Raw genomic sequence first — 19,868 nt, forward strand, 5'->3', positions numbered from 1 at the left:
GGCGGTCGCTGCAACTCTGCAACGGCCGCCATCGCTGGAAACAGGAAGGAGGCCGCGGCTCGGGTGCCGGGGCCTCTTTTTATGTCAGAAGCTTACGCCCAGCGTGCCGCGAACGGTGCGCGGCGCGCCGTAGTAGGCCTGATCCCATTGCAGGCTGGTCCAGTACTTCACGTTGGTCAGGTTATCGAGATTGACCGCGACCGAGACGTTCCGGGAGACCTGATAGCGCGCCATGAGGTCGACAATCGCGTAGCCGTCCTGCTCGGTGTAGTCGTTGTGGATCCGGCTCTGGTAGCGGGCCGAGGCGCCTAGGCGCAGGGCTTCAAGGAAGCGCGGCGTGTAGGTGGCATTGAGGTGGACCGTGTGACGCGGGATGAAGGCGCGGGCGTTGTTGCCGTCCATGTCCTCGACATCGACATAGGCATAGCCGCCGGAAACCTGGAAGCCCGGAAGCACTTCGCCGGCCACGTCGACCTCCACGCCTTGCGATTTGGCATCGACACCGTCGTAGAGCGTCTGGCCCAGCGTGGGGTCGAAGCCGATCGATTCGGCGACGTTGTCTTCCTTCGTCCTGAACACCGCGACGGCGGCGGTCAGCTTGCCGCCGTTCCACTCGCCCTTGATGCCGGCTTCATACGTCTTGCCCTGAAGCGGGGCGATGATCGAATGATCGGCAGTCAGGTAGACTTGCGGGCTGAAGATCGTGGCATAGCTGGCATAGGCCGTGATGTTGCCGGTCAGGTCCAGCGTCAGGCCCGCGAACGGCAGGAACTTGGTTTTGTCGAAGGAATAGGGGGTGTCGTAGGACGTGCCGTCGCGCCGGGCATTGGTGACATTGCCGCCCAGCATGAGCTTGAGCGGATCGGCCAGCGAGAGGCGGACTAGGCCATAGGCGCTGGCGATCTTCGTCGTGAAGTCGGCCTGCGGGGTGTATGGGCCCCAGTTCGGATAGGGGAACGTGCCTTCGAACGCGCTGTTGCCGGGGAGGGCCTCGCCGATGGCGTCGGCATCGACCGATTCCTGCTCGACCAACTGCGAGACGCCGTAATTGACGCCCAGCACTACGTCGTGGTCGCGGCCGGCGATCCTGACTTTGCCGGTGACGTTCGCATCGATCGTCGTTTCGCGCAGCTTGTCGAGATAGGCGCCGGGGTAGGCGGCGAGTTCGCCGTCTTCGCCGTAGTAGACGTAGAACAGCTTGGAGTCCTGATTGCGCGCGCGGCGCAGGACGGAGACCTTGCCGGTCCAGCCGTCGCCGAAATCATGGGTGATATCGCCGAACAGATTGCGGTCGAGCGAATACCAGCGCGTCCAGGGCTGCGCCGAATTGGTCGAGCGCGGATAGGTTGCCGGTGTGCCGTCGGCATATGTGAAGGGCAGGGCGCCCCAGCTCACCCCGCGCGGATCGCTCTCCTGCCATGAGTAGCCGACGGTGGCGACAATATCGGGTCCGAGATCGGCAGCGGCCACGCCGTAAAGCGTCAGGCGCGAGGTGTGGTAGAAATCGAGATAGGAATCGGCGTTCTCATAGGAGCCGACGAAGCGCGTGCGGATGGAGCCGTCTTCGGTCAGCGGGGTGTTGACGTCCACACTGCCGCGTACCTCGTCATAGGAGCCGTAGCTGAGGCTGGCATCGCCGCCCAGTTCCTTGGTCGGGCGCTTGCGAATGAAGTTGATCGCGGCGGAGGGATTGCCGGTCTGCGAAAGCAGGCCGGTGGCGCCGCGCACGATATCGACGCGCTCGAACAGCGACGTGTCGATCTGCCCGTTCTGGAGCCCGTAGCTGAGCGGCTGGCCAATGCCGTCGAACTGGAAGTTGACGATGTCGAAGCCGCGCGCGTTGTAATAGGTGCGATCCGTCTCGGCGCTGTCGACGTTTACGCCGGTGGCGCGCCGCAGCAGGTCATCGACGGTGTTGAGGCCGAAATCCTCGATCTGCGCGCGGGTGATGACCGTCACCGCCTGCGGAGTCTCGCGCAGCGACAAGTCGAGACGGGTGCTGCTGGACTGGCCGGCAACGACGTAATCCTCGGGCACGGAGCCGGTCACGATGATGTCGTCGGCGCGCGGTTTGGCGTCGGCATCGTCAGCCCAGGCGGTCGGCGCGAAAGTGGCTCCGGCCAGCCCGATCAGCGCAAGGCGCGAGGCTCCCGTGAGAATTGTCTTTCGAATGGCGCGGCGATGCTTGCCCCGGTCCTGCCCGTTCCCCTGCGTGACGATCACGTACATGCCCCTATGCTAATGAGAGTGAGTTGCAATAGCAGGTTGCATAGAGACAGAGGGCGGTATGTCAACGCTACCCGGCTGCCGCACGGATGCGGTCTCGCCACTTGCCGGACAAGCGGATCGACGGTCGTTGGAGCAAAGGGGAAGCGCCGGAACGCATTCCGGTCGTGTCAGTAAGGCTGGATGGGATGGATAGCCGCGCTGGGGCGAAGGGAGGTGGCTCCCCGAGTAGGATTCGAACCTACGGCCATTCGATTAACAGTCGAATGCTCTACCGCTGAGCTATCGGGGAACAGCCTGTCGGTGTTTCCACCGTCGGGCGGAAGAGTTGCTTCCGGTGCCTGGACACCGCTTCGAACCCTTCAGAAAGAAGTGGCTCCCCGAGTAGGATTCGAACCTACGGCCATTCGATTAACAGTCGAATGCTCTACCGCTGAGCTATCGGGGACCGGCCTATCAGTGTCTCCACCGGCGGGCAGGGGTGCGCCTATAACAGCGCCATCGGGATTGGCAACCCTGACTTTGACCAAAACATTGCGAAAATTTTTCCACAGCACCTGTCCTCGCACGCAAGCCGGCGGAATAGCGTGGTTCCCGGCGCAGATTCAGACCTGGAACTGTTCGGCGAAAATCCGTTCTTCCAGCGTGAAGCCGGGGTCGAACAGCAGGGTCAGCTCCTTCTCGCACGAGGCCCGGATTCGCACCGATTTCACGTCGCGCACTTCCTTCTGGTCGGCAACGGCGGCGACCGGGCGCTTGCCGGGTTCGCGGATGTGGAATTCGACTTCGGCGCTTTCGGGCAGGATCGCGCCTTTCCAGCGGCGCGGACGGAACGGGCTCAGCGGCGTCAGCGCCAGCATGCGCGCGCCCAGCGGCAGGATCGGGCCATTGGCGGAGAGATTATAGGCGGTGGAGCCAACCGGCGTTGCCAGCAGCACGCCGTCGCCCACCAGTTCGTCCATGCGCACGCGGCCGTTGATGCGCACTTCCAGCTTGGCGGTCTGGCGCGTCTCGCGCAGCAGCGAGACTTCGTTGATCGCGTAGAAATTGAATTCCCGCCCGTCGTGACTCACCGCATGCATCTGCAAAGGCGCAACGGGAACGCGGTGCGCTTCCATCACGCGGTGCAGGATCGGGATGTGATCGTGCGGCCCGTTCATCAGGAAGCCCACGGTGCCTAGATTCATGCCGTAGACCGGCTTGATCGTATCGCGGTCCAGCATCTCGTGCAGCACGTGGAGCAGGAAGCCGTCGCCGCCCAGCACCACCAGCACGTCGGCGTCCTCGGGCGAGGTCCAGGCATGCGAGTCGCGGAGGGCCTCGGCGCCTTCCTGCGCCTTGGCGGTGTCCGAGACGATGAGAGCCAGCTTGGGTTCGTCGCTCATTTTCAATTCCTCAAAGGCGCGACCGTCGCGCCTCCGTCTCTTCGTCGGGGACCTTTCGAATTTTGAGGGCTTTGGCAAGGGGCTTGGGCTAAGGAGGCGGTCATGGGTTCGAGAAGGGATGGGGCGCCGCAGGGCAAAGCCCGGGCACTTGAAGACAGGTTGACCGGGATTCCCGGGCTCGAAGCCGTGCGTGAGCGCGTCGATGCCTGGCGTTCGGGCGGCGAATCGGAGGGCGCACACATCCATGCGATGCTGCTGGGCCTGCGCCGACTCGATGCGATCAACATGGCCTATGGCGCCGATACCGGCGACGGCGCGCTGGCCGAAGTCGCCAACCGCATCGCCCATTTCGCCGGTGAGGAACTCGATGGCCACTGGCTGCTGGCGCGGGCGGGCGGTGGCTCATTCGTGCTCGTTGCCAATGAGGCATGCAGCCGCGAGCGCTGGCAGCTTGTGGCCGATCAGCTGGCCGAGGCGGTGGCGCGGCCGATGACGGTGCGTTTGGGTGTGCTGCGCCTCTCACCACGCATCGCGCTGGTGCGGGCGCTGGCCGAAGAGGGCGTCGATTCGATGCTCGACCGACTCGGCCATGCGCTGGAGGACGCGCGCGACCAGCAGGGCACCCGGCTCGCCTGGGCCGATGGCGAAGTCAGCCCGCCGGGCCATTCGGCCGCGCAGCTGGAAGCGGACCTGCTGGGCGCGATCGACCGGGACGAGATCGAGATCCTGTTCCAGCCGCAGTTCAGCCTTGTCGATGACCGGCTCACGGGCGCCGAGGCGCTGGCGCGGTGGAACCATCCGCAGCTTGGCCGCATTGGTGCCGGGGCCTTGTTCGCGATTGCCGAGCGTGCCGACCATGTCGCGCCGCTTTCGCGCCATATCGCTGCCAAGGCGCTGGCGATCGCGGGCGACTGGCCGGGCGACTTGCGCCTTTCGATCAATGTCACGCCCGCCGATCTCGCGTTTGGCAATTATACGCGCCAGATGCTCGACCTTGTGCGCGCCAGCGGATTTGCGCCGCGCCGCCTGACTCTGGAAGTGACCGAGCAGGCGCTGATCGGCGATATCGCGCAGGCTGCGCAGATCATGGCCGAGTTTTCGGCGCAGGGAATCCGCATTGCGCTCGATGACTTCGGGGCGGGGTTCTGCAACTTCCGCTACCTGAAGGTCCTGCCGATCCATTACCTGAAGCTCGACCGTTCGATGATCGACGGCGTGGCGACCGACCGGCGAGACGTGGCCGTGCTGCGCGCGATCGTTGCCATGGCGAAGGCGCTGGATCTGGAAGTGATTGCCGAGGGAATCGAGGAAGAGGCCCAGCGCAAGGTCGCCGCGCGCGAGGGCTGCGCCTATTTCCAGGGCTTCCTGCGTGCGCAGCCGATGAGCGTGGCGATGTTCGCGAAGTTGGCTCGGGCTTCGCAGTAACGGGCCTCGGCGGGGCGATTACCCCGCCTTGCGTGCCACCGCGCTCAGCCCCTTGGTCAGTTGCAGCAAGCCATTGAGCCGCGACTTCGGATCGCCCCACGCGCGCGTCAGCACCAGCTTGTTGTCCGGTCGCAGCTTGACCGTGCCCTGAAGCCGTTCGGCATAGGCGATCAGGCCCATCGGGTTCGGGAAGCTGTCGTTGTGGAAGCTGACGAGCGTGCCGCGCGGACCCACGTCGATCTTGGCGATATGCGCCTCGATCGCCTGCCGCTTGATCTGAATGAGCTTCACAAGGTTCGCCGTCGCCGGCGGCAGCGGTCCGAAGCGGTCGATCATCTCGGCGGAGAGTGATTCGATCTCGTCCTTGCCCTCAGCGTCGTTGAGGCGGCGGTAAAGCGCCATGCGCACCGCCAGATCGGGGACGTATTCCTCCGGGATCATGATCGGCGCATCGACAGTGATCTGCGGGCTGAGGCCCGAAGTGTCCTTCTCCAGCCCGACACCGCCCGCGCGGGCAGCCAGGATCGCATCCTCCAGCATCGACTGGTAGAGTTCGAAGCCGACCTCTCGGATATGGCCCGATTGCTCGTCGCCCAGCAGGTTGCCGGCACCGCGAATGTCGAGATCGTGGCTGGCAAGCTGGAAGCCCGCGCCCAGCGAATCGAGGTCGCCCAGAACTTTCAGCCGCTTCTCCGCGACTTGGGAAAGCGCGCGGCCCGCAGGCGTCGTCAGGTAGGCATAGGCGCGCAGCTTCGAACGGCCGACGCGGCCGCGCAGCTGGTAGAGCTGGGCAAGGCCGAAGCGGTCTGCCCGGTGAATGATGATGGTGTTGGCGCGCGGAATGTCGAGGCCCGATTCGACGATTGTGGTCGAAAGCAGGACCTCGTACTTGCCCTCGTAGAAGGCGCTCATCCGCTCTTCCACTTCGCCCGCGCTCATCTGGCCATGGGCAGTGATGCACTTGACCTCGGGAACGTGCTTGGCGAGCCATTCCTCGATTTCCGCCATGTCGGAGATGCGAGGCACGACTATGAAGCTCTGGCCGCCGCGATGGTGTTCGCGCAGCAGGGCCTCGCGCATGACCATCTCGTCCCATTCCATCACGTAAGTCCGCACCGCGAGGCGGTCGACCGGCGGGGTCTGGATGGTGGAGAGTTCGCGCAGGCCGCTCATCGCCATCTGGAGCGTGCGCGGGATCGGCGTGGCGGTGAGCGTGAGGACGTGAACGTCGGCGCGGAGCTGCTTCAGGCGCTCCTTATGGTTAACGCCGAAGCGCTGTTCCTCGTCGACGATGACAAGGCCGAGGCGCTTGAAGTTCACCGATTTCGAAAGGATCGCATGGGTGCCGCAGACGACGTCCATGGTGCCTGCGGTCAGACCCTCGCGTGTGGCCTTGGCTTCCTTTTCGGGCACGAGGCGCGAGAGGCGGCCGACTTCCAGCGGGAACCCGGCGAAGCGCTCGGCGAAACCGGAATAGTGCTGGCGCGCGAGCAGGGTGGTCGGCGCGACCACGGCGACCTGCTGGCCCGCCATGGCGGCAACGAAGGCCGCGCGCAGGGCCACTTCGGTCTTGCCGAAGCCGACATCGCCGCAGACGAGGCGGTCCATCGGCTTGCCTTCGGCCAGATCGCCCAGCACGTCTTCGATGGCGTGTTCCTGGTCCTCGGTTTCCTGCCAGGGGAAGCGGTCGACGAACTGGTCGTAGGAGGATTTCTCGGCGATGAGCGCGGGCGCGGTGCGCAAGGCGCGCTCCGCAGCGGTCTTCATCAGTTCGCCCGCGATCTCGCGGATGCGTTCCTTCAGCTTGGCGCGGCGCTTCTGCCATGCCTCGCCGCCCAGCTTGTCGAGCGCGACGCCTTCGCTCTCGCTGCCGTAGCGCGAAAGCACGTCGAGGTTCTCGACCGGGATGTAGAGCTTGTCGCCGCCCGCATAAGTCAGCATCACGCAGTCGTGCGGGCTCTGGCCCACCGGAATCGACTGGAGGCCTTCGTAGCGGCCGATGCCGTGGTCCATGTGGACGATCAGGTCGCCGGGCGTCAGCGCCGCCAGTTCGGCGAGGAAGGCGTCGGAATCCTTCTTCTTTTTCTTCCGGCGGACAAGGCGGTCGCCCAGAATGTCCTGCTCGGTGACGACTTCGACGGCATCGTTGGTGAAGCCGGTTTCCAGCGGCAGCACCAGCGCGGCGGAGCCGCCCTGCACGGCAAGGCCGAGCGCTTCCTGCCATGTGTCGGCCAGCTTGAGCTCGGGGCCCTGTGCCTCGCCAAGGATCGAGACGAGGCGGGCGCGACTGCCGGTGGAATAGGCGGCGAGGATTGCCTTGCGGCCGGACTTGGCGACGGCGTGGAGGTGCTTGGCAGCGGCCTCATAGGCATTGTCGCCGCGTGCACGCTCAGGCGTGAAGTCGCGGGCATTGCCGAAGCCGAAGTCGATGACGGTCTTCGTTTCCGGCTGCGCGAAAGGATCAGCACGGTGGACCGGGAAGGCGGCCACGGCCTGCTCGAACTCCTCGCGCTCCAGATAGAGCGCATCGATGGCCAGCGGACGGTACGATCCCGCCTTCTGACCCGAAGTTTCGAGGCGGGCCTTGTGATAGTCCGCAATGTCGGTGAAGCGCTCGTCGGTGGCGCCCAGCGCGGCGCTGTCGATCACCAGCAGGTCGTCGTCCGAAAGGTGATCGAACAGGGTGACCAGTCGGTCCTCGAACAGCGGCAGCCAGTGTTCCATGCCCGCAAGGCGGCGCCCGTCGCTGACGGCCTGATAGAGCGGGTCCGCCGTGGCATTGGCGCCGAACATCTCGCGATAACGGCTGCGGAAGCGCTTGACGCTGTCGTCGTCGATCAGTGCTTCGCTCGCGGGGAGCAGCAGGTGTTCGGGGATCGTGCCGGTCGAGCGCTGGGTGCCTGTGTCGAACAGGCGCAGCGTTTCGAGTTCGTCTCCGAAGAAGTCGAGGCGTAGGCCGCCATCAAGGCCCGAGGGCACGATATCGAAGATCGAGCCGCGCACCGCGAACTCGCCCGCGTCGATCGCGGTGTCGCTGCGCTGGTAGCCTTGGCGGCGCAACAGCGCGATCAGGCTCTCATGCCCCACTTCCATGCCGGGCTTGAGCAGGCGCACCGATTCGCGGATGCGGAACGGCGTAAGCACGCGCTGGAGCACGGCATTGGCGGTCGTGACCAGAAGCTGCGGGCCGCTACGCTTCTGCTGGAGCCGGTGGAGAGCGGCGAGACGACGAGCGCTGACCGAAAGGGCGGGGCTGGCGCGGTCGTAAGGAAGGCAGTCCCATGCGGGGAATTCGACGACATCCAGTTCGGGCGCGAAGAACTGCGCGGCATCGGCAACGGTGCGCATCGCGCTTTCGTTGTCGGCGATGAACACTGCCCGGCCTTTTGCCGCGCGGGCCAGATCCGCCATGACCAGCGGCTGCGCCCCGCGCGTGACCGAGGCAAGAGTGAGCGGTGAACGGGCCGAGAGGATGCGTTGGAAGTCGGTCATGCGGCGCGTGCGGGGCCTTCGACAAGCTCAGGCTGAGCGGGTTTGGGAAATTGCGTCATCCTCCGCTCATGCCGAGTCCCGGGCTTGCCGAGGGATCGAAGCATCAGCGTGGAATCTCGACGTAATCGAGCTTCATCATGCGGTCCAACAGCGGGCCGCGATATTCTTCGGGAATGCTCTGGGTGCCGAGTGCCCAGGCCATGATGTCGACGTCTTCTTCCTCGATCATCTTCTCGAACAGGTCGATGTCGGCATCCGACCATTCGGTGTGGAAGCGATCGAAGTAGCAGCCGATCATGTAATCGGCCTCGCGCGTGCCGCGATGCCAGGCGCGAAACTTCAAACGGGCGAAGCGCTGTGCGGTCTGAGGCGAAATTTCGGTCATGACCGCGCCGTTACAATGCGGCGCTGTCATGGGCAAGTTTTTGGGTCCTATGGCGCTACGGGCGAGGTCTGGGCCCCGAGTTGCACGACGATACAGGCGAAAAAGGTAATCATACGACTTCAGCAAATTCCACACCGTCACCCTGAACTTGTTTCAGGATGACGGTGTGGAAGGCCGATAGGGCGCCTAGCGCTGGATCACCTTGATGATCTCGTCACTCGGACGACCTGCCAGATTCTTCGGCACTTCGGTAATCAGGGCGTCCTTCAGTTCCTTATGATAGTGCCGCCGCATCTCGCCCAGCGAGCGAGGGTCGGCCACGATCACCAGTTGCGCGATCTCTCTGTCCAGAACTTGCTGGTTGAGCCAGCCTGCCACGGCAGCGGCATGGGCGCTCTCGTCAAGGGCGTCGTTGCTGCCGTCGCCGGTGCGGGCCTGATGGCGCTTCGGCGCGTCATGGCGGCGAAAACCAGCGCTGAAGTTCGTCGCTTCGAGTTCCGGCGCATCGAGCGAGGTGAGACGCGGGGCGCCTTCGCGGCCGGAATTGCGATAGAGTTCGAAGTTCTCGCCATCGACGATCGCGAACACGGTTCCATGCGGAAGAAGCATACATCTCTCCTGTGCTGGGTGCTGAGGGTGCACAAGCCAACGTGCCTGTGTGCAAATCCGTTCCCCGATGGTCTGGTGAAACGCATTGCACTCGCGCTAAGAGGCTGGCCATGCGGCCCGAAGCTCTGAATTGCCTGTTCACCGAGACCGATTCCCTCGACGGCGTGGGCCCCAAGCTCAAGCGTCCGCTCGAAAAGCTCGGGCTGACGCGGATGCGCGACCTGATCTATCACTTGCCCGACCGTTTCGTGGAGCGACGCGCCGTCTCCAATCTCGACGAGGCGAGCGTGGGCGAGAACGTGATCGTCCAGCTTACCGTGCGCGAGCATCGCGCCTCCTCGGGGCGCGGGCCGTTCCGGGTGCTGGCCGAGGATGTGACCGGGAATGTCTGCACGATCACCTATTTCGGCCGCGCCTCCTACACCGCGAAGAAGCAGCTGCCGGTGGGCGAGACGCGCTGGGTGGCCGGGCGGCTCGACCAATATGGCCAGATGCTCCAGATGGTGCATCCCGAGCATATCTCGGAAGACAGCGCCGCGCCGGTCGGCCAGCTTTGCGAGGCGGTCTATCCGCTGTCCGAAGGGCTGACGCAGGGGCGCGTCGCCAGCCTTGTCCAGCAGGCGCTCAAGGCTCTGCCCGAGCTGGCCGAATGGATCGAACCCAGCCTTTACGCGAAGATGAAGTGGCCGGTCTGGCGCGAGGCGGTGGTCGAGGCGCATCGCGGCGTCAATGCCCCGGCGCGCGACCGGCTGGCCTATGACGAACTGCTCGCGAACGCGCTGGCGCTGATGCTGGTGCGCGAAAGCAATCGCCGGCAGTCCGGCACGCCGCTCAAGGGCGATGGCTCGCTGCGGGCCAAGCTCAAGCTGCCGTTTGCGCTGACCGGTGCGCAGAAACGCTCCATCGCGGAGATCGAGGGCGACGTGGTCCAGCAGGCGCCGATGCTGCGGCTGCTTCAGGGCGATGTGGGCGCGGGCAAGACGGTGGTGGCGCTCAACGCCATGCTGATCGCGGTGGAAGCGGGCGCGCAGGCCGCGCTGCTGGCGCCGACCGAAATTCTCGCCCGCCAGCATTACGAGACGCTGGCGCGCATGCTTCAGGGTACCGGCGTCGAGATTGCGCTGCTGACCGGGCGCGACAAGGGCAAGGCGCGCGAGGCCATCCTGATGGGGCTGGTGGACGGCTCCATCGATATCGTCGTCGGCACCCACGCGATCTTTCAGGATACCGTGTCCTACCGCAATCTCGCGCTGGTGGTGATCGACGAGCAGCACCGCTTCGGCGTCGGCCAGCGCCTGATGCTCGCGCGCAAGGGGCGGCGCACGCCGCATACTCTGGCGATGACGGCCACGCCGATCCCGCGCACGCTGACGCTGGCCCAATATGGCGAGATGGAAGTCTCCAAGCTCGACGAACTGCCGCCGGGCCGTCAGGCCATCGACACGCGTGTCGTTTCGGTGGAGCGCATGGGCGATGTAGTCGGCGCGATCGCCCGGCATATCGAGACCGGGCAGCAGGCCTATTGGGTCTGCCCGATGGTCAGCGAGAGCGAGAATGACGACCTTGCCGCCGCCGAAGCGCGCTATGCGACGCTGAAGGAGCGGTTCGGGGATACCGTGGTGCTCGTTCACGGGCAGCTCAAGCCCGAGGCAAAGGATGCCGGCATGGAGCGCTTCGCCAGCGGCGAGGCATCGGTGCTGGTGGCGACGACGGTGATCGAGGTCGGCGTCGACGTGCCGAACGCCACGCTCATGGTGATCGAGCAGGCGGAACGCTTCGGCCTTGCCCAGCTTCACCAGCTGCGCGGGCGCGTCGGGCGCGGCAGCGAGAAATCGACCTGTCTGCTGTTGCGCGGGCAGCAATTGAGTGAGACGGCCCGTCAGCGCCTTGCCCTGATGCGCGAGACTCAGGACGGCTTCCGGCTGGCCGAGGAAGACCTGCAACTGCGCGGCGGTGGTGAACTGCTCGGCACGCGTCAGTCGGGCGATACGCCGTTCCGCATCGCCAGCCTCGAACAGATCACCAAGCTGCTGCCGCTTGCCCACGATGACGCACGGCTGCTGATCGAGCGCGACGGCGGGCTTACCGGCCCGCGCGGCGAGGCGGCGCGACTGCTGCTCTATCTCTTTGAGCGTGACTGGGGCGTGCAACTGCTGCGCGGCGGGTAAGCGGCCAGAGAGAAAGCCGGGGAGGGCGCAATTGACTTGGCTCCGGCGCCCTGTGATGGCCTCTGCCATGTCCCAGAAACCGGAAATCCAGCTCGCCATCTTTGCTCAGGCAGTCGACGCAGTCGGCGGACAGCGTGCGATGGCGCGCTTTATGGGAATTTCCGAGAAAGAAGTGCGGGACTGGCTCTCGGGCGATGCCGAGCTGGATCGCAATGCTTTGCGCTCGGCCTCGCAAGGGCTGATCAAGCATGCGGACATGTGCCGCCGTCTCGAACGCAAGCTTTCGCCCGCTTTCGTGGAAAACCTCACCGACAAGCAGCTTGAGGGCCTGAGCCTGCCCGATGGCCGCCCCGAAGTCCGCAAGCCGGGCTGATCCACGCCGAAAGCCGGCTTTTCTGCGGCCGAATCAAAGCAGCGTATCGGTGATTCTGCCCGTTGCTGTCATCGACGTGCGGGCTGCGATGGCGGGTTTTCGGCCCTCCACTGCATTTCAATTCAGCCCGTGCAGAGCGACGAACCCTCGCATTTCCTAGCGTTTCGGGCAGTAGGGCGGGGCAGGGGCAGAGTTGTCTACACCCTCAAATCGCCAAGCTTCATGAAAAGCGATTTTCGCCCCTTGCCACCCACAGAATCGCTCTCTATAGGCGCCCTCCTGCCCCGGGCGCTCTTCGGAACGCCCTCCGGTCGGGGAATAGCTCAGCCTGGTAGAGCACTGTCTTCGGGAGGCAGGGGCCGGAGGTTCGAATCCTCTTTCCCCGACCATTTCATCTTCGGATGAGCAAGTAAAACCCAGCGGAAACGCTGGGTTTTTTGCTGTCTGGCTTCTGCGTTTGCGGCGCGCCCTTTCCCTTCGCGGCGTGGAGGGCTAGGTCTTGGACATGACCGAAAGCCTGCTCGAAACCGCCAGCACCATTGCCTCCTCGCAAGGCCGCGACCGTCACTGGGAATGGCAGTACCTCGATCTGATGCGGCAAATCTGGGAGCACGGCGACGAGCGCGTCGACCGTACCGGAATCGGCACGCGCTCGATCTGCGGCGCGACGATCCGTTTCGATCTCTCCGGCGGGCTGATGCCGCTGCTCACCACCAAGCGCGTCTACTGGAAAACCGCGAGCCGCGAGATGCTGTGGTTCCTGACCGGCGAGACCAATATCCGCCCGCTTTGCGCGCAAGGCGTGGAGATCTGGACCGACTGGCCGCTCGACCGCTACCGCAAGGCCACCGGTGAGGACATTGCACGCGCCGATTTCTCGCGCCGGATCGTCGAGGACGAGGGCTTTGCCGCCGAGTGGGGCGATCTTGGCCCGGTCTACGGCAAGCAGTGGGTCGATTGGCCAGTCTATGAGCCGGCGGGCGAGGGGCTCTATCGCAAGCGCGCGCAGGGCGTGAATCAGGTAGCGGAAGTGATCGCCAGCCTGCGCGCGAATCCCGGCAGCCGCCGCCATATCATCGAAGGCTGGAACGTCGCCGAACTCGACGCCATGGCGCTGCCGCCGTGCCACAAGACCTATCAGTTCCATGTCGCCAATGGCCGCCTCTCGTGCATTCTCTACCAGCGGAGCTGCGATCTCGGCCTCGGGTTTGCTTTCAACATGTGGTCGCTGGCGCTGCTGACGCGCATGTTTGCGCAGCAGTGCGACCTTGAGCCGGGCGAGGCGGTCTGGATGGGCGGTGACGTGCATCTCTATCTCAACCACGCCAGCCTCGTCGAAGAGCAGCTTTCGCGCACGCCGTCGGGCGAGGCGCGGCTGGAGATTGCGAGGCGTCCCGATTCGATCTTCGACTATCGGATCGAGGATTTCACCGTCTCCGGCTATGCCCCGCAGGGGCACATTTCAGCCCCTGTAGCGGTCTGACGCACCGCATGCGCGATGGATCGCCTTTGTATTGACATTACTCATGGTTGAAATATTGTGACCTGACCGTGGAATTTTGAAACGCGCTGTTGATCGCTGTTTTCAGCGTCGTTTCGCGTTCCACGGCCCGATTCAAGCGGGAGAGGACGCAAAGATGGCCCTAGGCCCGACACGAGCAGGCAAGTCGCGCGGCAACCTGCCGCCCCTCGATCTCTATGTCCCCGAGCCGAAGTTCCGGCCCGGTGATCCGGTCGACTATACCCATCTGGAAATTCCCGCGGCCGGCAAACTGGCGCGCCCCGACGAGGGCTGCGCCGCCAGCGAGACTTGGCCGCTGACGCTCGACCTGATCCGCGTTCTCGATGAGAACGACGCGGCGGTGGGCGCGTGGAACCCCAATCTCGATCCCGAGACGATGCGCCGCATGCTGGCCTCGATGGCGCTGACCCGCGCTTTCGACGATCGCATGTATCGCGGCCAGCGTCAGGGCAAGACCAGCTTCTACATGAAGTCCACGGGCGAGGAGGCGGTCTCGATCGCTTGTGCCCATGCACTGGCCTTCGACGACATGGTGTTCCCCAGCTACCGCCAGCAAGGCATCCTGATCGCGCGCGGCTATCCGCTGGTGGAGATGGTCAACCAGATCTACTCCAACCGAGCAGACCCGCTGAAGGGCCGCCAGCTGCCGATCATGTATTCGGCCAAGGACTACGGCTTCTTCTCGATTTCCGGCAACCTCGCCACGCAGTTCCCGCAGGCGGTGGGCTGGGCGATGGCCAGCGCGATCAAGGGCGATACCCGCATCGCCACCAGCTTCGTGGGCGAAGGCTCCAGCGCTGAAGGCGATTTCCACGCGGCTATGACTTTCGCGGCAGTCTACAACGCACCGGTCGTGCTCAATGTCGTCAACAACCAGTGGGCGATTTCCAGCTTCTCGGGCTTTGCCGGGGCGGAGCGCACCACCTTTGCGGCGCGCGCCACGGGCTACGGCATCGCCGGCCTGCGGGTGGACGGCAACGACATCCTGGCGGTCTATGCCGCGATGGAATGGGCCGCCAACCGCGCCCGCTCCAACCAGGGGCCGACGCTGATCGAGCACTTCACCTATCGCGCCGAGGGTCACTCCACCTCGGACGATCCCACGGCCTATCGTTCCGCGCATGAGCGTGAGGAATGGCCGCTGGGCGATCCGATCATGCGTCTGAAGAAGCATCTGATTGCCTTGGGCGAATGGTCCGAGGAGCAGCATGTCGAGATGGACCGCGACGCCGCCGAACAGGTGAAGGCCGCCACCAAGGAGGCCGAGAAGAACGGCATCCTCGGCCACGGCATGCACCATCCGTTCCACACCATGTTCGAGGACGTCTTCGAGGAACTGCCCTGGCACCTTGAAGAGCAGGCGGATCAGGCGATCCGTGAGCGGCAGAGCAAGTTCCCGGATTGGAAGGACTGATCATGATGATTGAAGAAGATTCGGTCAGCCTCCACGACGCGCCGACCCGTCAGATGAACATGATCGAGGCGATCAACGACGCGCTCGACATCATGATGGCGCGCGATCCCGATGTGGTGACCTTCGGTGAGGACGTCGGCTATTTCGGCGGCGTGTTCCGGGCGACGGCCAACCTTCAGAAGAAGTACGGCCGCAACCGCGTGTTCGATACGCCGATCAATGAATGCGGTATCATCGGCGCTGCCGTGGGCATGGCCGCATACGGCCTGCGCCCGGTGCCGGAGATCCAGTTCGCGGACTATATCTATCCGGGCATGGACCAGCTCGTCTCCGAAGCGGCGCGTCTGCGCTACCGCTCGGCGGCGGAGTTCATCGCGCCGATTACCGTGCGCTCCCCGTTCGGCGGCGGCATTTTCGGCGGCCAGACCCACAGCCAGAGCCCCGAGGCGCTGTTCACGCACGTTTCCGGCCTGAAAACGGTGATCCCGGCCAGCCCTTACGACGCCAAGGGCCTGCTGATCTCCGCCATCGAAGACAACGATCCGGTGATCTTCTTCGAGCCCAAGCGCATCTATAACGGCCCGTTTGACGGCTATTACGATCGCCCGTCGAAGACGTGGAAGGGCCACCCGCTCGGCATGGTGCCCGAGGGGTACTATTCGATCCCGCTCGGCAAGGCGCGGATCGTGCAGGAAGGTTCCGCACTGACAGTGGTGACGTATGGCACCATGGTCCACGTGGCCGAGGCGGTGCTGGCCGAAAAGGGCGTCGATGCCGAGATCATCGACTTGCGCAGCCTGGTTCCGCTCGATCTGGAGACTGTGGAAAAGTCCGTGGAAAAGACTGGGCGTTGCCTGGTGATACACGAGGCGACCCGCACCTCCGGCTTTGGCGCGGAACTGGTGACACTGGTTCAGGAACGCTGCTTCTACCACCTTGAAGCGCCCGTCGAGCGCGTGACCGGCTTCGATACGCCGTACCCGCACAGCCTTGAGTGGGCCTATTTCCCCGGTCCCGTCCGCATTGGCGAGGCGGTCGATCGTCTGTTGAAGGATTGATTTGATGGGACGCTATACTTTCAGGCTGCCCGACATCGGTGAAGGCATTGCTGAGGCCGAGATCGTCGCCTGGCACGTGAAGATCGGCGATCGGATCGAGGAAGACGACCGCGTTGCGGACATGATGACCGACAAGGCGACGGTCGAGATGGAAAGCCCGGTTTCGGGCGTGGTGGTCGCAGTCGCCGGCGAGGCGGGTGATGTCATCGCCATCGGATCGCCGCTGGTGGTGATCGAGGTCGAAGGCGCCGGTAACGAGGTTGACGGTGCGGCGGCTGGTGCTTCGACAAGCTCAGCACGAGCGGATGTTGTGGAGGCGGCACCCGCACTCGCACCTGCGCCTGTGCCTGCGCCGTCTCCTGCACCGGCATCTGAGCCCGCCCCGATCGCGGCAACCCCCACCCCCGCTCAGGCTGAGCCTGTCGAAGCCCGCACGCCCACGCCTGCCGCGAAAGTCACGGCCAGCCCCGCCGTCCGCAAGCGCGCGTCTGACCTTGGCATCAATCTGGCCGAAGTCCGCCCCGCGGAAGACGGCCGCGTGCGCCACGGCGATCTCGACGCTTTCCTGTCCTACAATGCTGCGGGTGGTTTCCAGCCCGCCGGGAACAAGGGCAAGGACGAACAGGTCCGTGTGATCGGCCTGCGCCGCCGCATTGCCGAGAACATGGCCGCGTCCAAGCGCCAGATCCCCCACTTCGCCTATGTCGAGGAATTCGACGTGACGGCGCTGGAGGAAACCCGCGCACAGCTTAACGCCGGTCGTGGTGACAGGCCGAAGCTGACGATGTTGCCGTTCCTGATCGCGGCGATCTGCAAGTTGCTGCCGAAGTATCCGATGCTCAACGCGCATTACGATGACGAGGCGGGCGTGGTGACGCGCTACGGCTCGGTCCATTTGGGCATGGCCGCGCAGACCCCGGCGGGCCTGATGGTGCCTGTGATTCGCGATGCGCAGGACCGGAATCTGTGGCAGCTCGCCACCGAGATCGGCCGCCTTGCCAATGCCGCGCGCGACGGTTCGGCCAAGTCGTCGGAGCTTTCGGGCTCGACGATCACGGTCACATCGCTCGGGCCGATGGGCGGCGTGGCGACCACGCCGGTCATCAATCGCCCCGAAGTCGCCATCATCGGCCCGAATCGCATCGTCGAGCGGCCGATGTTCGTGAAGGGCGCCGATGGCGTAGAGCGCATCGAGAAGCGCAAGATCATGAATATCTCGATGTCGTGCGATCACCGTGTGGTAGACGGTTGGGACGCGGCAAGCTTCGCGCAGGATCTCAAGAAGCTGATCGAGGCTCCGGCGCTGATTCTGGCGGGCTAAGGGAGAGAGCATTCATGGGCAGAGATCCGCGCGTCGATGAGTATATCGAAAAGGCCGCGGACTTTGCCCGCCCGATCCTCACCCATTTGCGCGATCTCGCCCATCGCGCGCTGCCCCAGGCCGAAGAGGCCATCAAATGGGGCATGCCGCACTTTCTGGTGAAGGGTAAGAACGTCGCCGGGATGGCGGCGTTCAAGGCCCACTGCACGTTCGTCATCCACGGAGATGGACGACAGGGCGATGCCATGGGGCAATTCGGGCGTATTGAAACGCTCGGCGATCTGCCGCCCGAGAGCGAACTCATCCCAAAATTGCAGGCGGCGCAGGAGAGAGTGCTCGACAAGGGCACCGCACTGAAGCGCGCCGCGCCGCGTGCGCCCAAGGCGGAAATCGCGGTGCCCGACGATTTTGCCGCTGCGCTCGCGGCCGTGCCCGCTGCGCAGGGGCATTTCGAAGCTTTCTCTCCCTCCCAGCGGCGCGAATATCTGGAATGGATCACCGAGGCCAAGGCGGAGGCGACGCGCGCCAAGCGCATGGCTCAGGCCGTCGAGTGGATTTCCGAAGGCAAGCGCCGCAACTGGAAGTACGAGCGCTGCTGAATCAGCGCACGATGCCGCTGTAAGTGATCTGCCCGCGACCGCGTGCCGCGCTCTGCGGCGGGATGCGCCAGCGGACATGGGTGACGTCTTCCGGCGTGGCGAGGCGGTTGCCGATTCTCAGTGAGCCCAGACGGCCCCAGAAATGTCCGCCGTCCACCGAAACCTCCTGCATGTCCTCAGCGCTCTGCTGATAGGAAAGGGCGGTGGGCACGGGATTGGTGATGACGAAGCCGCCCGTCCCGGCCGCGCGATACCAGGTGACGATCGTGACGACCCGATCCCCGCGCGCAAGGCGGCTGGCGGGCTCCAGTCGGCGGGAGGCGGTTCCGGTGCGTTCTACATAGACGGCGCTGTCGGTGGCTACGGAAGGCCCCGTGTGCAGCTCTGCCTGCGCCTCGGTGGCGGCAAACGCGCCGCCCGCGAGAGCGAGCATTATGGCGAGATGGAATGCTTTCATCCGAATTCCCCCTGTCGTCTCCGCGCGGATCGTTTCGCGTGGATGGGGTATTTTCTGCGATTCCAGTCGCCAACATATAGTTAACGGCGATTGACCATGTTCGCCGCCTAATGAGCGCGTGCGGGTGCGTGGGGCATTTTTCGGGGGTGTGGATAAAAACTTTTCATTGTCCCGAGCAATCCGGTTGACAGGGTGGGTGCCCTGCCATAGAGGCGCGGCTCCCAAGCGGACGCAACCGCAAGAACGCGGGTGTAGCTCAGTTGGTTAGAGTGCCGGCCTGTCACGCCGGAGGTCGCGGGTTCGAGCCCCGTCACTCGCGCCACTTGGGAAAAATGCTGGTAATCCAGCGACTTGAGGTAGTCTAAAAACCTCACATACATTGCTGCGCGGGTGTAGCTCAGTTGGTTAGAGTGCCGGCCTGTCACGCCGGAGGTCGCGGGTTCGAGCCCCGTCACTCGCGCCACTTCCTTCACGGAAGTGGAAGGCAATGAAACGAAAAAGGCCGGGTTAACGCCCGGCCTTTTCTTTTGTCTGCGTGACTTGCGGGCAAAAGAAAACGCCGGGGAATCACCCCCAGCGCCCGGTCTCCATCCAGATCAGGAACCGCTTTAGCGGCAGGATCCAGACGACACCTAGAATGACATAGACCGGCGTCTGGAGCAGCGGATGCCATTCTGTCATCACGGGAGCCAGATAGCGCGCGATCAGCACGCCATAGGCGATCAGGACAGCGAACAACCCCAACACGCCGAGGGGGATTCTGAGTGTTGGAGTCTCGCGCAAGTTCAGATCGCTCCCTCATATATTCTCGTCGGCGTCACCACGGCATCCAGGATGCGGTCGTGCGCTTCTATCGGGAGGGTGTCGGCGAGTTGGCAGTCCCATGCAAGGCCGATTGCGGGCACGTCGGGATTGGCATCGAGCCAGCGATCGTAATGGCCGCCGCCTTGCCCCAGCCGGTGTCCTTCGGCGGTGAATGCCAGCAGCGGGACGATGACGATGGCGGGAACCACCGGCTCGCTCTCGGGCAGCGGCTGTAGCGCGCCCCAGGGCCCGATCGTCAGTTGCTCCTCATCGAAGGGATTCGCCCAGCGGCGGAACTCCATCGGCGATTCGCGGGTGGCGAACCAGGGCAGGGCGACATTCCGGTCATGTTCCGAAAGCCAGCGCGCCCAGCCGAACGCCGGGGCTTCGTCTCCCACCGGGGCATAAAGTCCGATGGTCAGCCCTTCCGGCATCATTTCGGCGACGGGTGCGGGCGGCCGGTTAAGCACCAGCGCGCGCAGTCCTTGCGGGAGCGAAGCGACATGACTGGCGCGCGCGACGCGGTGTTTCTTGCGCAGCGCGGCCTTTTCGGTCGCGGGGGAGAGAGGGGGTGATGAATCCACCGGTGGTCCCATTCCTGGCATCGAGAAGGCAGAGTACCATCTGCGG

General features: G+C 64.6%; 16 protein-coding genes and 5 tRNA genes. 11 read left to right on the forward strand and 10 right to left on the reverse strand.

Features of this window, described 5'->3' with window-relative positions; genetic code table 11:
- Positions 1-84: 84 nt before the first annotated feature.
- The 4 genes from AC1VVM_RS10380 to AC1VVM_RS10395 all read right to left on the reverse strand — a co-directional run bounded on the left by AC1VVM_RS10380 (position 85) and on the right by AC1VVM_RS10395 (position 3,611).
- A complete protein-coding gene (locus AC1VVM_RS10380; protein ID WP_482955005.1) occupies positions 85-2,229 on the reverse strand; it encodes a TonB-dependent siderophore receptor in 2,145 nt (714 codons plus the stop codon).
- A 214-nt stretch (positions 2,230-2,443) separates the two neighbouring features.
- Positions 2,444-2,518, reverse strand: a tRNA-Asn gene (locus AC1VVM_RS10385).
- 81 nt (positions 2,519-2,599) lie between these two features.
- Positions 2,600-2,674, reverse strand: a tRNA-Asn gene (locus tag AC1VVM_RS10390).
- A gap of 157 nt (positions 2,675-2,831) precedes the next feature.
- Positions 2,832-3,611 carry an NAD kinase gene (locus tag AC1VVM_RS10395; protein WP_132385064.1) on the reverse strand — a complete coding sequence of 260 codons (780 nt, stop codon included), beginning with the start codon at positions 3,609-3,611 and terminating at the stop codon, positions 2,832-2,834.
- A gap of 102 nt (positions 3,612-3,713) precedes the next feature.
- On the opposite strand from AC1VVM_RS10395, the gene AC1VVM_RS10400 reads away from it, so the two are divergent.
- A complete protein-coding gene (locus AC1VVM_RS10400; RefSeq protein ID WP_482955006.1) occupies positions 3,714-5,036 on the forward strand; it encodes an EAL domain-containing protein in 1,323 nt (440 codons plus the stop codon).
- A gap of 18 nt (positions 5,037-5,054) precedes the next feature.
- Here AC1VVM_RS10400 and mfd read toward each other — a convergent pair whose 3' ends face one another.
- From mfd to AC1VVM_RS10415, 3 genes are all read right to left on the reverse strand, one after another.
- On the reverse strand, positions 5,055-8,528 hold the full coding sequence (mfd, locus tag AC1VVM_RS10405) for a transcription-repair coupling factor (protein ID WP_482955007.1): 3,474 nt from the start codon (positions 8,526-8,528) through the stop codon (positions 5,055-5,057).
- Between the two features lie 103 nt (positions 8,529-8,631).
- The gene (locus AC1VVM_RS10410) at positions 8,632-8,913 is read right to left on the reverse strand and encodes an FAD assembly factor SdhE (protein WP_482903882.1); all 282 of its coding nucleotides are present in this window, start codon (positions 8,911-8,913) and stop codon (positions 8,632-8,634) included.
- Positions 8,914-9,099: 186 nt separating this feature from the next.
- Positions 9,100-9,522 (reverse strand): host attachment protein, encoded by a 423-nt coding sequence (locus tag AC1VVM_RS10415; RefSeq protein ID WP_132385068.1) that lies wholly within the window; start codon positions 9,520-9,522, stop codon positions 9,100-9,102.
- Positions 9,523-9,632: 110 nt separating this feature from the next.
- On the opposite strand from AC1VVM_RS10415, the gene recG reads away from it, so the two are divergent.
- The 8 genes from recG (at position 9,633) to AC1VVM_RS10455 (ending at position 17,977) form a co-directional block, all read left to right on the forward strand.
- Positions 9,633-11,690: an ATP-dependent DNA helicase RecG gene (gene recG, locus AC1VVM_RS10420; protein WP_482955008.1), complete on the forward strand. Its 2,058-nt coding sequence runs from the start codon at positions 9,633-9,635 to the stop codon at positions 11,688-11,690.
- A 67-nt stretch (positions 11,691-11,757) separates the two neighbouring features.
- A complete protein-coding gene (locus AC1VVM_RS10425; protein WP_132385070.1) occupies positions 11,758-12,063 on the forward strand; it encodes a YdaS family helix-turn-helix protein in 306 nt (101 codons plus the stop codon).
- Positions 12,064-12,375: 312 nt separating this feature from the next.
- A tRNA-Pro gene (locus AC1VVM_RS10430) sits at positions 12,376-12,452 on the forward strand.
- A gap of 116 nt (positions 12,453-12,568) precedes the next feature.
- Positions 12,569-13,546, forward strand: coding sequence for a thymidylate synthase (thyA, locus tag AC1VVM_RS10435; protein ID WP_482956341.1), 978 nt, complete (start codon positions 12,569-12,571; stop codon positions 13,544-13,546).
- Between the two features lie 154 nt (positions 13,547-13,700).
- A complete protein-coding gene (locus AC1VVM_RS10440) occupies positions 13,701-14,999 on the forward strand; it encodes a thiamine pyrophosphate-dependent enzyme (RefSeq protein ID WP_482955009.1) in 1,299 nt (432 codons plus the stop codon).
- 5 nt (positions 15,000-15,004) lie between these two features.
- On the forward strand, positions 15,005-16,057 hold the full coding sequence (locus AC1VVM_RS10445; protein WP_465152597.1) for an alpha-ketoacid dehydrogenase subunit beta: 1,053 nt from the start codon (positions 15,005-15,007) through the stop codon (positions 16,055-16,057).
- A gap of 4 nt (positions 16,058-16,061) precedes the next feature.
- Positions 16,062-17,378, forward strand: coding sequence for a dihydrolipoamide acetyltransferase family protein (locus AC1VVM_RS10450; protein ID WP_482955010.1), 1,317 nt, complete (start codon positions 16,062-16,064; stop codon positions 17,376-17,378).
- A gap of 14 nt (positions 17,379-17,392) precedes the next feature.
- Positions 17,393-17,977 carry a YdeI/OmpD-associated family protein gene (locus AC1VVM_RS10455; RefSeq protein WP_482955011.1) on the forward strand — a complete coding sequence of 195 codons (585 nt, stop codon included), beginning with the start codon at positions 17,393-17,395 and terminating at the stop codon, positions 17,975-17,977.
- 1 nt (position 17,978) lies between these two features.
- Here AC1VVM_RS10455 and AC1VVM_RS10460 read toward each other — a convergent pair whose 3' ends face one another.
- Positions 17,979-18,434 carry a hypothetical protein gene (locus tag AC1VVM_RS10460; protein ID WP_482955012.1) on the reverse strand — a complete coding sequence of 152 codons (456 nt, stop codon included), beginning with the start codon at positions 18,432-18,434 and terminating at the stop codon, positions 17,979-17,981.
- Positions 18,435-18,679: 245 nt separating this feature from the next.
- Here AC1VVM_RS10460 and AC1VVM_RS10465 point away from each other — a divergent pair.
- Both AC1VVM_RS10465 and AC1VVM_RS10470 read left to right on the forward strand, forming a co-directional pair.
- Positions 18,680-18,756: transfer RNA gene (locus AC1VVM_RS10465), tRNA-Asp, on the forward strand.
- A 64-nt stretch (positions 18,757-18,820) separates the two neighbouring features.
- Positions 18,821-18,897 (forward strand) — tRNA-Asp (locus tag AC1VVM_RS10470).
- A 104-nt stretch (positions 18,898-19,001) separates the two neighbouring features.
- Here AC1VVM_RS10470 and AC1VVM_RS10475 read toward each other — a convergent pair.
- Both AC1VVM_RS10475 and AC1VVM_RS10480 read right to left on the reverse strand, forming a co-directional pair.
- Positions 19,002-19,181 (reverse strand): DUF2842 domain-containing protein, encoded by a 180-nt coding sequence (locus tag AC1VVM_RS10475; protein ID WP_482955013.1) that lies wholly within the window; start codon positions 19,179-19,181, stop codon positions 19,002-19,004.
- Between the two features lie 38 nt (positions 19,182-19,219).
- Positions 19,220-19,822, reverse strand: a complete 603-nt coding sequence (locus AC1VVM_RS10480) for a 5-formyltetrahydrofolate cyclo-ligase (protein WP_482955014.1) — start codon at positions 19,820-19,822, stop codon at positions 19,220-19,222.
- Positions 19,823-19,868: the final 46 nt, after the last annotated feature.

The sequence above is a fragment of the Novosphingobium sp. BL-S-33 genome (assembly GCF_056857025.1).

Bases quoted from the DNA above. Each gene is read 5' to 3' on its own strand.
- AC1VVM_RS10415 (WP_132385068.1), bottom strand. From the start codon at position 9,522: ATGCTTCTTCCGCATGGAACCGTGTTCGCGATCGTCGATGGCGAGAAC.
- AC1VVM_RS10445 (WP_465152597.1), top strand. From the start codon at position 15,005: ATGATTGAAGAAGATTCGGTCAGCCTCCACGACGCGCCGACCCGTCAG.
- AC1VVM_RS10460 (WP_482955012.1), bottom strand. From the start codon at position 18,434: ATGAAAGCATTCCATCTCGCCATAATGCTCGCTCTCGCGGGCGGCGCG.
- AC1VVM_RS10450 (WP_482955010.1), top strand. From the start codon at position 16,062: ATGGGACGCTATACTTTCAGGCTGCCCGACATCGGTGAAGGCATTGCT.
- mfd (WP_482955007.1), bottom strand. From the start codon at position 8,528: ATGACCGACTTCCAACGCATCCTCTCGGCCCGTTCACCGCTCACTCTT.
- recG (WP_482955008.1), top strand. From the start codon at position 9,633: ATGCGGCCCGAAGCTCTGAATTGCCTGTTCACCGAGACCGATTCCCTC.
- thyA (WP_482956341.1), top strand. From the start codon at position 12,569: ATGACCGAAAGCCTGCTCGAAACCGCCAGCACCATTGCCTCCTCGCAA.
- AC1VVM_RS10440 (WP_482955009.1), top strand. From the start codon at position 13,701: ATGGCCCTAGGCCCGACACGAGCAGGCAAGTCGCGCGGCAACCTGCCG.
- AC1VVM_RS10410 (WP_482903882.1), bottom strand. From the start codon at position 8,913: ATGACCGAAATTTCGCCTCAGACCGCACAGCGCTTCGCCCGTTTGAAG.
- AC1VVM_RS10425 (WP_132385070.1), top strand. From the start codon at position 11,758: ATGTCCCAGAAACCGGAAATCCAGCTCGCCATCTTTGCTCAGGCAGTC.
- AC1VVM_RS10455 (WP_482955011.1), top strand. From the start codon at position 17,393: ATGGGCAGAGATCCGCGCGTCGATGAGTATATCGAAAAGGCCGCGGAC.
- AC1VVM_RS10400 (WP_482955006.1), top strand. From the start codon at position 3,714: ATGGGTTCGAGAAGGGATGGGGCGCCGCAGGGCAAAGCCCGGGCACTT.
- AC1VVM_RS10380 (WP_482955005.1), bottom strand. From the start codon at position 2,229: ATGTACGTGATCGTCACGCAGGGGAACGGGCAGGACCGGGGCAAGCAT.
- AC1VVM_RS10395 (WP_132385064.1), bottom strand. From the start codon at position 3,611: ATGAGCGACGAACCCAAGCTGGCTCTCATCGTCTCGGACACCGCCAAG.